General features: G+C 65.5%; 8 protein-coding genes and 1 pseudogene. 2 read left to right on the top strand and 7 right to left on the bottom strand.

The window, feature by feature from the left end; all coding sequences use genetic code 11:
- The first annotated feature begins 265 nt into the window (after nucleotides 1–265).
- Nucleotides 266–1,387 carry an HPP family protein gene (locus tag ACWPWQ_RS09440; protein WP_454009636.1) on the top strand — a complete coding sequence of 374 codons (1,122 nt, stop codon included), beginning with the start codon at nucleotides 266–268 and terminating at the stop codon, nucleotides 1,385–1,387.
- A gap of 41 nt (nucleotides 1,388–1,428) precedes the next feature.
- On the opposite strand, the gene ACWPWQ_RS09435 is transcribed toward ACWPWQ_RS09440, so the two are convergent.
- A complete protein-coding gene (locus ACWPWQ_RS09435; protein WP_454009635.1) occupies nucleotides 1,429–3,360 on the bottom strand; it encodes an amidohydrolase in 1,932 nt (643 codons plus the stop codon).
- A 183-nt stretch (nucleotides 3,361–3,543) separates the two neighbouring features.
- On the opposite strand from ACWPWQ_RS09435, the gene ACWPWQ_RS09430 reads away from it, so the two are divergent.
- Complete coding sequence (locus ACWPWQ_RS09430) at nucleotides 3,544–4,242, top strand: TetR/AcrR family transcriptional regulator (RefSeq protein WP_454009634.1); 699 nt, start codon at nucleotides 3,544–3,546, stop codon at nucleotides 4,240–4,242.
- A 54-nt stretch (nucleotides 4,243–4,296) separates the two neighbouring features.
- Here ACWPWQ_RS09430 and ACWPWQ_RS09425 read toward each other — a convergent pair whose 3' ends face one another.
- The 6 genes and pseudogenes from ACWPWQ_RS09425 to nrfE all read right to left on the bottom strand — a co-directional run bounded on the left by ACWPWQ_RS09425 (nucleotide 4,297) and on the right by nrfE (nucleotide 11,420).
- Nucleotides 4,297–5,550 (bottom strand): D-amino acid dehydrogenase, encoded by a 1,254-nt coding sequence (locus ACWPWQ_RS09425; RefSeq protein WP_454009690.1) that lies wholly within the window; start codon nucleotides 5,548–5,550, stop codon nucleotides 4,297–4,299.
- A 318-nt stretch (nucleotides 5,551–5,868) separates the two neighbouring features.
- A complete protein-coding gene (gene pbpG, locus ACWPWQ_RS09420; protein WP_454009633.1) occupies nucleotides 5,869–6,789 on the bottom strand; it encodes a D-alanyl-D-alanine endopeptidase in 921 nt (306 codons plus the stop codon).
- A gap of 353 nt (nucleotides 6,790–7,142) precedes the next feature.
- Nucleotides 7,143–7,595: pseudogene (locus tag ACWPWQ_RS09415) on the bottom strand (NUDIX hydrolase).
- Between the two features lie 137 nt (nucleotides 7,596–7,732).
- The gene (nrfF, locus tag ACWPWQ_RS09410) at nucleotides 7,733–8,914 is read right to left on the bottom strand and encodes a heme lyase NrfEFG subunit NrfF (RefSeq protein WP_454009632.1); all 1,182 of its coding nucleotides are present in this window, start codon (nucleotides 8,912–8,914) and stop codon (nucleotides 7,733–7,735) included.
- Nucleotides 8,911–9,474 carry a DsbE family thiol:disulfide interchange protein gene (locus ACWPWQ_RS09405; RefSeq protein ID WP_454009631.1) on the bottom strand — a complete coding sequence of 188 codons (564 nt, stop codon included), beginning with the start codon at nucleotides 9,472–9,474 and terminating at the stop codon, nucleotides 8,911–8,913. Before ACWPWQ_RS09405 ends, nrfF begins: the two co-directional genes overlap by 4 nt.
- Complete coding sequence (nrfE, locus tag ACWPWQ_RS09400) at nucleotides 9,471–11,420, bottom strand: heme lyase NrfEFG subunit NrfE (protein WP_454009630.1); 1,950 nt, start codon at nucleotides 11,418–11,420, stop codon at nucleotides 9,471–9,473. The genes ACWPWQ_RS09405 and nrfE overlap by 4 nt, the downstream gene beginning before the upstream one ends.
- Nucleotides 11,421–11,562: the final 142 nt, after the last annotated feature.

Below are 11,562 nucleotides of genomic sequence, written 5' to 3'. Positions count from 1 at the left end.
TTTTTGCATGATGATCTTAAGCCCCTCAGAGCCGCAGGGGAGGGCAGGTTGGCAGGCAGGGTGCCGGGCTTTGCGCCCGCTCCCACTCCCGCGCTTCGGCCAGCCAGCACAGGTCGAGGGGGATGGCATTGCGATCCCCGATCACCGGATTGAGGTGAGCCGCCCCCGGGCTCCGGAGGCCGCGATGACACTCGTGTTGGTACTGGACGGGGGAACTGGCTAGAATTGCGCATTTGAAATAAATGTTATCGTCTTCGGGAGCAGGATGCAATTCAGGGATTTTTTGCCGGTATCGACCAATACCAGCCTCAAAGAGAGTTGTTACGGCGCCCTTGGCGCCTTCGTCGGCTTGCTGGGCACCGCCTTGCTCTGCCAGTGGGGGCTGGGGCTAGAGGTGCACTGGCTGATCGCCCCCATGGGGGCCTCCGCCGTGCTGCTGTTTGCCGCCCCGGCGAGCCCCCTGGCCCAGCCCTGGTCCATCCTGGTGGGCAACGGGGTCTCGGCCCTGATGGGGGTACTGAGTGCCAGCCTGGTGCCGGACATGGCCCTTGCCTCGGCCCTGGCGGTGATGCTGGCCATCGCCGCCATGTTCCTTACCCGCAGCCTGCACCCGCCCGGCGGCGCCGTGGCCCTGACCGCCGTCATCGGCGGCGAGGGGATCCGGGCGCTGGGGGTCGGCTATGTGCTGCTGCCGGTGCTGCTCAACTCCCTGCTGTTGCTGAGCCTGGGGCTGCTCTACAACCGCGCCCTGGGGCGCCGTTATCCCAATGGCGGCAAGGTGGCGCCCAATCGTCACCAGACGGCGGATCCCCAGCCGAGCGCCCGGCTCGCCACCCAGGACATCGACTTTGCCCTGGACAAGCACGGGGAGCTGCTCGACATCAGCCGCCAGGATCTGCAGGAGCTGCTGCAGGAGGCCCAGTTGCACGCCCTGCGGGGGCGAGTGGGCACGGTGCGCTGCCAGGAGGTGATGTCGCGGGATCTGGTGGTCAGCTCCCCAGAGGCATCCGCCATGACGGCCTGGGAGCTGCTCTCTCGCCATCAGATCAAGGCGCTGCCGGTGGCGGACGAGGGGGGCCGATTGGCGGGCATCATCACCCTGCATGATCTGATGATCGACAGGGAGAGCCGCCAGCCCAGGGGGCGGGAGGCGCTCGAGCAATTGCGGGTGGCGGATCTGATGACCCGGGAGGTGCAGACGGCGCGGCGCTACCAGCCCCTCTACGATCTGGTGGAAGCCTTCTCCGACGGGGGCTTGCACCACATGCCGGTGGTGGAAGGGGAGCGGCTGGTGGGCATTATCACCCAGTCCGACATGGTGGCGGCGCTCTTCACCCTGGCCCTGCAACCCGGGCAGGGGGAGGAGTCGCCCCCCTGTGAGCAATAAGAGTGAGCCATAAGAAACGGGCCCCTCGGGGCCCGTGTCGTTCAGGGTTTGCGGTAGACGGTCTCCCCCATGAAGACCGTCTGCTCGACCTGGGTCTGGGCAATCTGCTCCGGCGTGCCGGCCTTGACCAAGGCGAACAGGTCCCGGTCCAGCACGATGAAGTCCGCCGACTTGCCCGCCTCGATGGAGCCGGTGATGTCGCCCTGACGCACCGCCCTGGCGCCGTTGATGGTGTAGGCGGCCAGCATCTCGGCCAGGGAAGTGCGCTGACTGGCCCGGAAGTCGTCGCCGCTGCCGGCCGCCTTCACGATGCCGGCGGCCATGTTCTCGAACGGACGCGGGTCCCGGCTGTCCACCGGGGCATCGCTGCCCGCCACCAGCACGGCGCCGGCCTGGCGTGAACTCTCGACCGGGTAGAGGGCGTCATGGAGATAACCCATGGGGTCGTAGATGGCCTCGCTCAGGGACTGTCCCACCCTGGTTGGCTGGATGAAGGGGCTGACCAGCATGTCGTAGGCAAGCTGGGGCGTGGTCCAGGCATAGGTGAAGGTGAGGTAGAGGCCTAGCTCGCCGAGGCGTTTCTGATCGTCCGGGTGCACCACCTGCAGGTGGGCCAGGGTGTGGGGGATGCCGCTGTTCCCGTTGCTGGCGCGGGCCGCCTCCAGGGCATCGAGGGCCACCCGGGTGCTGCGATCACCGATGCTGTGCATGTGGATGCCAAATCCAGCCCCATCCAGCGCCGTGACGTAACGCGCCAGATCCGCCTCCTTGTAGTTGACGATGCCGTTGCTGCCCGCATCCTCGCTGTCTGCAGTGATGCTCACCTCGCCGCTGTCGGGATCCAGGGCCAGATGGGGATGATGGTAGTTCCCCAGCATGCCGGCATTGGGCAGGAAGGGGGGACTGGTGAAGGGATCCCCCTCCAGCACGCCGTCGAGGAAGATCTTGACCGCATCGGCCTTGATGAGGGGGTTGCCGGCGAAGGCGTCGCGCACCTGGTTCGCCTTGGCCAGGTGCCCGTCGATGTCCAGCTTGCCGCTGTAGTCATCCTGGTTGAAGCAGGTGGCGGCGGTGACGCGCATGTGAAGCAGATCCTGGTCCTGCATCTTGAGCAGCCGCCCCCGGATGAAGTCGTTGGCGCAGGCATCCTGTACCCCAGTGATGCCGCGGGAGGCCATCAGTGTCGAGATGGCGGGGAGAATCTTGTCATACTGCGCCTGCGCCTGTTCACCCTCCGCGCTCAGCACCCCGGTGTCGGGGACCGCAATGGCGCTGCGGGCCGCGTCCCGGACCACGCCGGTTGCGAGATCCACATAGGGGATGAAGGCCTCGAACACGCCGCCCGGAGCCAGGGTGGTGGCATTGAAGCCGACCACATTGCCGTCTTCGTCCTGTGCCTGCGCCAGCGCCTGGGAGTTGTAGCCGCCGGCATGGCCGTCGACCCCGGCCAGCATCACGGGGTTGTTCGGCGCCGCCGCATCCAGGGCCGCCAGCAGGGTGGCATGGGTGGCGGTGGGGGTGTTGCCGTCATAGGGCGACCACTGGTTGACCACCAGCCACTCCCCGGGAGCCGGGGCGTAGCGGGGCAGGCACTCGCCGATCTTGGCCGCCAGCTGATCCAGGTTGACGCTCTGGCCGTCCAGATCGCACATGTCGAGCGCCACAGTGCCGAGCAGGTGGATGTGGTTGTCGTGCAGGCCCGGCAGCACCATCCTCCCTTGCAGATCCACCACCTGGGTCGCACTGTTTTTCAAGGCCTCGGCCCCTTCGCGAGTGCCCACGTAGGTGAACTTGCCCCCTTGCACCACCATGGCCTCGGCCTGGCTGCGTTGCCCATCCTGGGTGTGGATCTTGCCGTTGAGATAGAGGGTGTTGCCGGGGGGCGGTTCACTGCTGTCTTGCTGGCAGCCGAGCAGGCCGCTCACCAGCAGGGCGATGGCGCCCAGCCTGAGACGGGGGTGTTTGCTATCCATAGCGCGCTCTCCTTGGGTTAATTGCAGTTTTTACTGCAGATATGAGCACTTATGGTTATCGCAGCTATTCTGAAAAATGCCAGTGATTGCTGCACTTTTTTTGACTTGTGTTTACCTTGTCTCATCATGTAGTTATGACAACCAGTCGCCCCCTGGGGGCGGACACCGCATCGGGGGAAGAGAATGTCACAACACGTGCTGCCGGCCGAACTTTGCATGCGGCGCCAACCCAGGCAGCTGCGCAGCCAGGAGGTGGTGAGCCGCATCGAGCAGGCCACCCTGGCCCTGTTGCAGGAGCAGGGGTTTGCGGCCCTCAACACCAATGCCATCGCCGCCCGCGCCGGGGTGGGCATCAAGTCGCTCTACCATCTGTTTCCCAACAAGGAGGCCATCATCTGCCGGCTGGCCCTGGCCTGGCTTTCGGCGGTGTGCGAGGCGCAGGAGATCATCCGCGAGCAGGCCGACAGCTGGCCGCAGACCCTGCTGATGCTGGACGAGGCGCTGGAGGCGCTGGATGAGCGCTTCGTCGGGTACGGGGCGCTGTGGCAGGCGATGGATCTCATTCCTGCCCTGCACGGGGTCGAGCAGGAGCACGAGGGGCGACAGGTCACCTTCTGGTCCGAGCGGCTGCGCCACTTTGGCTGCCGCTGGCCCGAGCCCGAGCTCACCACCCTGGTGCGCTATTTCTACCGGACCGCGGACGTGGCCAAGCAGTGCACCAAGGGGCAGGGGGAGGCGGGGGCACAGCTGTGGCTGCTGCACAGACGCTGGAGCGAGCAGCTGATGATGGCGGCCATCGAAGAGCCGGATCCCGCCCGGGTCTGGCAGTCGATGCCGGGGCTGGCGCCGGGTGGCCCGGTCCCTGCGAAGGGGGGCGAATAAAGAGAGGGAGTGCCAGGCACTCCCTCTCTTGCATCTGGCATTGCGTCCTGGGGGCTAGCCGTAGCGGGCCAGGGTGAGCCCCTCGTCGCTGATGGCGGGGGCGCTGCCCGAGATGAGATCGGCCAGCAAGCGGCCCGATCCTGCCGCCATGGTCCAGCCCAGGGTGCCGTGGCCGGTGTTGAGCCAGAGCCCGGGGATGGGGCTTGGGCCCACCAGGGGCGTGCCGTCCGGGGTCATGGGGCGCAGCCCGGTCCAGAACTCGGCCCGGGGGAGGTCGCCCCCCTCGGGGAAGAGATCCCTCACCACCATGGCCAGGGTGTCGTGGCGTCTGGGGTTGAGCGCCAGATTGAAGCCGCTGAGCTCGGCCATTCCGCCGACCCTGATCCGCTCGTCGAAGCGGGTGATGGCCACCTTGTAGGTTTCGTCGAGCACTGTGCTGCACGGCGCCCCGGCGGCGTCTGTCATCGGCAGGGTGAGGGAGTAGCCCTTGACCGGGTAGACGGGGAGCTCTATCCCGAGTGGGCGCAGGAAGCCGGTGCCATAGCTGCCCAGGGCGCAGACGATGGCATCGGCCTGCCAGCGCCGCTCACCGGCACGGACCGCCACGGCGCGTCCCTGGGCGAGTTCAACCTCGTCGATGGGGCAGTCGAAGACGAACTCCACCCCGAGGCGCGCCGCCTCCGCCGCCAGGGCCTGGGTGAAGCGGAAGCAGTCCCCCGTCTCGTCCCCCGGCAGGCGCAGGCCCCCCACTATCTTGCCGCGTACCCGCGCCAGGGCGGGTTCCACCTCTTCACAGCCGCTGGCATCCAGCGCCTCATAGGGCACGCCGTACTCTTCCAGCACCTCGATGTCCCGCTTGCTGGCCTCACACTGGGCCGTGCTTCGAAACAGCTGCAGGGTGCCAAGCTGGCGGCCTTCGTAATCCAGCGCCAGCTCGTCGCGCAGCAACTTCATGCAGTCCCGGCTGTATTCGGCCAGACGCACCATGCGCCCCTTGTTGGTGGCATAGGCCGCCGGGGTGCAGTTGGCGAACATCTTCAGCATCCAGCGCAGCTGGAAGGGATCCGAGGTGGGGCGAACCGTGAAGGGGGCGTGCTTTTGCAGCAGCCATTTGGCCGCCTTGAGCGGGATGCCCGGGGCCGCCCAGGGGGAGGCATAGCCGGGGGAGATCTGACCCGCATTGGCATGGCTGGTCTCCAGCGCCCCCCCGCCGCGCCGCTCCAGCAGGGTCACCTGATGGCCCGCCTTGGCCAGATACCAGGCGCTGGCCACCCCTATCACCCCACCCCCCAATACGACTATCTTCATCACGTCATCCTTGCCATTGAACATACCAGATTGAATCCTTCGGCAACCCGGATCCAGCCGACCGGGGTTACGAGCTGGGCATCACGTTATCATCGGCAGCGGGATCAGCAAATCCGCTTGCTTGAAAATGTGATTTATCACTGTGTTAACATTTATCGCCAGTGTTTCATCATCTCTTTTCATGTCTTGCTGATGTTTGCTGCTGGGAATGGAAGGGGCGATCCTTGCCATCGGCGCAAGGGCCAGGGGAGGGGCAGGAGCCAGGAGGTCGGCCACAAAAAACCGCAGGCGAGCGGCCTGCGGTCCGGGGAGATCCGCTTATTGCGCCGAGAAGAGCTTAGGGCGCGGGGTGGACTGGGCGGTCAGGGTCATGCGGCCCGAGGTTTCCAGCCAGGTTCTGATCTTCTTGGCATCGGCCACCCGCTCATCCGTGGTGTTGGCGTGAAGCAGCACCATGACCACGGGTTCATTGTTGACCCGGGTGTCCATCACCAGGCAGCGACCCGCCTCGCGGATGTAGCCGGTCTTGGAGACCATGATGGGCCAGCTCCCTTCCCGCACCAGGCGGTTGGAGTTGTGGTACTGCATCTGGCGTTTGCCGTTGCGCACCAGTCTGTGCTCTGTGGTGGAGTACTGGCGGATCAGCGGGTAGCTGGAGGCGCTGGCCACCAGCTTGGCGAGATCGTGGGCGCTGGAGACATTGCGGGGGTTGAGCCCGGTACTGTCGGCGAAATGGGTGCTCCACATGCCGAGCATGCGGGCCTTGGCGTTCATCGCCTCGATAAAGGCGCGGCGGCCGCCGGGGTAGTGTCTCGCCAGGGCCGAGGCGGCCCGGTTTTCCGACGACATCAGGGCGATGTGCAGCATGTCGGCGCGACTGAGGCGGGAGCCTATAGCCAGGCGGGAGCCGGTGCCCTTGATCCTGTCCACATCGTCCATGGTGACGGTGAGCATTTCGTTGAGGCGCTGGTTGCCATCCAGCACCACCAGCGCCGTCATCAGCTTGGTGATGGAGGCGATCGCCATCACCCGGTTGGCGTTGCGTTCAGCCAGGATCTCCCCGGTTCTGGGATTGGCAACCACGAAGGCATCGGATCCCAGGGCGAGATTGGTGCGTGGTGCCATCAGGCTGTTGGTGGAGGAGGAGGTCGCAGAAAACGGGTTGGCATGGGCGCTTTCCATGCTGGCGGGAAGGAGGAAGGCGCCGAGCAGCAGGGGAAGAAAAGGACGAAGGTTCATGGTTTGGCTCTACTACGACTGACAGGGACATTTGGCTAAGTTATATGACGGTAATTGACGCTTCACAACGTCTGACGGCCCGATATTTCCATTTTATGGGATGGCTCACCTTGAAATAGCCGAATTCACGGCTATGGCGCCCTCTCACGGGATTCATAATGAGCCACACCTGGCGCGTACATTGGCCGGGTTCTGCCCATCATGGGGCGCACTATATGCCCTTTCTGGCCCATCATTGCTACTCTTTTTGCGCCTTCCGGGGCGGCATCGGGTCGAACGCACCATTAATCCTCTTTGTGAAGGTGAAGAGGGGCGCCGGCAGGGGCTGCGAGGGAGCGGTCAGCCGACCCGGATCAGCGCAGCGCCACCCTCATCAGCGGCGAGGGGCGGCGCGCCACAAAATGGTGCCAGACATGGTCATAGAGCGCCTGCTGCCCGGGAAAGCTCACCAGCGCCTTGGCCTCGGTGAGCGAACACCAGCGATACTCGGTGTGCTCGTCGTTGAGAGTGACCGCTTGATTGGGCGGGCAATAGACCACAAATACCGGCACTACCTCCACCGTATTTGAAGCGCTTTCGTAAAATTGTTCCAGATAATGGGCTGTGTATAACTCGCAAACCGTGATACCCGTCTCCTCGCCAAACTCGCGCACTATGGTCTGCCAGCCGGTTTCACCCGCCTCGACCGTGCCCGCCACATGACATCAGAAGCTGCCCTTGACCCGTTTCATCACCAGCAGTTTTGTTTCGCCATCGACAGTGGAAAGGGCAACGCCGGAGACGGCCTTGCAACGAATGGGGATCATGGGAGAGGCTCCAAAAATAGGTTCAATAGACGCCTATTGTTCGGCTGTCTACGGGAGGTTGGCAAGTGATTTCCCCGTCGGCGGCGCCTGTGCGGGCCAAGCGTGACAGGGGCGGTCAGCCCTCATCACGCGTGCTGTCAGCCCCCCATGATACGGGCGGTCTGGATGGCCTCAATCAGCGCGGCCCGGTTGATGCGAGGGCGCTCGCTGTCGAGCAGCTGCTGCCACAGGGCTATCGCCTGGGAGTAGCGACCGTGCAGGAAGTGATCGGAGGCGAGCAGCATCAGGGCGCTCACTTCCCCCTTGTCCTGCTTGAGGGCACTGCCCAGCAGGCGCTTGGCCTCGGGGGTGAGCCGCTGACCCGCCTGATAGTAGAGCACTGTGGCTTGCGCGGCCTGGGTCGCCGCGCTGGCGCCCCCTTCCAGCAGGGCCAGACGCTGGTAGGCGAGCAGGGCGTTGTCGTACTCGTCCCGATAGAGATACAACTGGCCGAGCTCGGCCCAGGCCTCTAGATCTTCGGGGTTGCGTTGCAGCTGCTGGTGCAGGGCGCCGAGCGCCTTGTCCTGCAGATCCCGCGGGCTCAACCCCGCTAGGGGATCGGGGCGGGATTGATAGGCCTGCCACGCCTGGTAGCGGCCGCTGGCGGCATAAATGCCGGCCACAACGTCTAGCGCCACTATCCCGAGCAGCAGCAGGGCGCGCGCGTGCCGCCCGCTGCGGCCGGGGGCCTGGGTCAGCCGCTCGCGCAGGGCCAGCTCGGCGACAGGCGTGGCATGGGCAAGGTGGGCGGCGGCCAGCTCCCGATAGAGGGGATCATGGGGAGGGAGGCCAGCCTGCTCCCTTGCCATGATGAGGCGATTCAATGCGCTGCGGGGATCTCTCTCACGCAGATTGACCCTGTCATCGGGCGGAGTGGCCTGCTCCCCTCTGGTCTTCAGGCGGCGACGAAGGAGCCTCAGCGCCAGCCCCAGCAGCAGCAGGGGCCCTCCCCACAGCAGTACCGTGCTGCCCTTGAAGGGGGGATCGTAGCGCACGAAATCGCCGAAGCGCTCCGTCATGCGGGCGATCACCTGCTCATCGCTCTGCCCTTCGTCCACCCAGCGGTAGACCTCGAGGCGCAGATCCCGGGCTATGGGGGAGTTGGACTCCACCAGGTTCTGGTTCTGGCACTGGGGGCAGCGCAGGGCGCGGGCGAGATCCTGGGCCCGGTCTTGCAACTCGGGGTGCTGGAACTGATAGGTGTCGACTCCGCTGGCCAGGGTCCCGAGGCTCAATGCCAGCAAGAGCGGCGCGATCAGGGCGTGGCCGAGACGGCTCATGGTTTACTCTCCCGTACTTGCTCCAGGCGAGGGGTTTTGCTGTGAGCCTCTGCAAGCAGGGGCGCAAACTGGTGCTGCCAGACCTCCTTGGTGAGCTCCCCCGTGTGGCGGCTAAGCAGGGTGCCATCGGCGGCAAAGAGATAGGTCTCCGGCGTGCCGTAGACGCCGAGCTCCATTGCCAGCTTGCCGTCGGGGTCGGCCAGCACGGTGCGATAAGGGTTGCCCGCCTGCGCGAGCCAGGCGCGGGCGGCATCCCCCTTGTCCCGGTAGTTGAGGCCGTAGAGGGGCACGGCGCTTGCCAGCTCGGTGAGCAGCGGATGCTCGGCGCGGCAGCTCGGGCACCAGCTGGCCCAGACGTTAAGCACAAAGGGCTCCCCCTTGAGGTTGGCGGTATGGATAAGGCCCCCATCCAGCAGGTTGTCACTCTGCCAGGGGGGCAGGGTACGCCCCAGGGTCGCCTCGTCTTGGCGGTAAGGATCCTTGCCAAGGCCGAGCCAGAGCAGGGTGCCGAGGCCCAGGGTGATGATCAGGGGGAGGAAGAGACGCAGGCGCGGGCTCATGGTGCCTCCTGTTCGCGCAGGGACTGCGGGATCCTGGCTGGATGGGATGCCAGCAAGGGCTTGCGCCCCAGCAAACGCAGGGCGCCACCCGCCATCATCAACAGGCCACCGAGCCAGATCCAGCGCACCAGCGGTTTATGGTGCAGCCGCATGGCATAGGCCTCCGGCCCCATCTTCTCTCCCAGCACCACGTAGAGATCCCCAAAGAGCCCCCAGGCAATGCCGGGCTCGTTCATGTTCATGGTGCGCACGCTGTAATGGCGTCGCTCCGGGGCCAGCCTTGCCACCTCTTTACCGTCCTTATACGCGCTAAGAGTGATGCGCTCGGCGGTGTAGTTGGGGCCGAGCAGGGGCTCGCTCCCCTCGTAACGAAATTCATAGGCGCCGAGGCGGTAGGGGCGCTCAGCAGAGAGCACAGTACCCCCCTCCTGGCTGTGGTGACTCACCTGCGCGATGCCGAGGGCGCAGACCGCCACCCCGAGGTGGGCCAGCAGGCTCCCCAGCCGGCTGGCGCTCAGGTCGCGAGTCTTGAATGAGACATTGAGCAGCAGGCTCGCGATTAGCCAGAGGCTCGCCATATTGGCGAGGATGCCGCTCCAGCCCATGGATCCCTGTTCGCGATAGCCGAGGCTGAGCAGGCCGCTCCCCAGCAGGCCGAGCAGGGGCGGCAGCAGCGTCCCGAGGGGGGAGACCCTGGCAAGGCGCTGCCAGCGAAGGCGCGGGATCTGGGTCATGAGTGCCATCAGCGCCAGCGCCAGCGGTACGAAAACAGCGTTGAAGTAGGGGGCGCCCACCGAGAGCGACCCCAGATGGAGCGACTGGAACACCATGGGGTAGAAGGTGCCGAGCAGCACGCAGGCGCAGGCCACACAGAGCAGCAGTATGGCAGCGCCGAGCAACCCCTCTTTCGACAGCAAACCGAAGCGGGCATAGGGGGCGCGAATGTCCGCTCGCAGGGCAAACAGGGTGAGTGCCGTGGTCAATAGCAGCCCGAGCAGCAGCAAGAGGGTGAGACCGCGATTGGGATCCACCGCGAAGGCGTGCACCGAGGTGAGCACCCCGGAGCGCACCACGAAGGTGCCGAGCAGGCTCAAGGCAAAGGTGAAGATGGAGAGCAACAGCACGCCGTGGCCGTAGGCGCCGCGCTTCTCGCACACCACCAGAGCGTGCAGCAGGGCGGTGCCGAGCAGCCAGGGCAGCAGGGAGGCGTTTTCCACCGGATCCCAGAACCACCAGCCGCCCCAGCCGAGCTCGTAATAGGCCCACCAGGAGCCCAGCACTATGCCGGCGGTGAGAAAGACCCAGGAGCCAAGCGCCCAGGGGCGGCTCCAGTGGGCCAGGGCGCCATCGAGCCGGCCCGAGTGCAGCGCCGCCATGGCGAAGGCGAAGTTGACCGCAAAGCCGACATAGCCGAGATAGAGCAGGGGCGGGTGGATGATGAGGCCGATGTCCTGCAGCATGGGGTTGAGATCGCGCCCCTCCAGCGGCCCCGGAAACTGGCGGTCAAAGGGGCTGGAGAAGAGCAGGGTATAGAGGGCAAAGAGCCCGACGATCAGCCCCATGATGGCCAGTACCCGGGTTGTGATCAACGGATCGACCCGCTTGGAGCAGAGGGCGACCAGCGCCCCCCACAGCCCCAGCGCAAAGACGAAGAAGAGCATGGAGCCCTCGTGGCCGCCCCACACGGCTGCCAGCTTGAAGCCCAGGGGCAGGGCGCTGTTGGCATGCTGGGCCACATAGGTGAGGGTAAAGTCATCGAGGCCAAAACAGCCGGCGAGCAGCAGCAGGGCGGCCCCCAGCAGTATGGCATTGCTCAGCGCCAGCGGCGTGACGCAGCGCAGCAGCGCGGGGGAGGCGAGCCGCAAGCCCAGCCAGGGCAGGGTGCCCTGCAACAGGGAGAGCGCCGCTGCCAGCAGCAGTGAGAGATAGCCGAGCTCCGCCAGCACACAACCTCCGGTTCAATCTTTGATCTCATTCATGTCATGACACACACGCCGCGTCGTCTCCCTTTGGCGGAGAACATTGCCAAGCAACGGGTGTGGCATCACCAGAAATTCATTGGGCCAGCAACAAGCCAGCGCCAGTCAC

Source organism: Aeromonas sp. Marseille-Q7275 (assembly GCF_965119515.1).
This window is presented reverse-complemented; position numbering and strand designations above follow the sequence as displayed.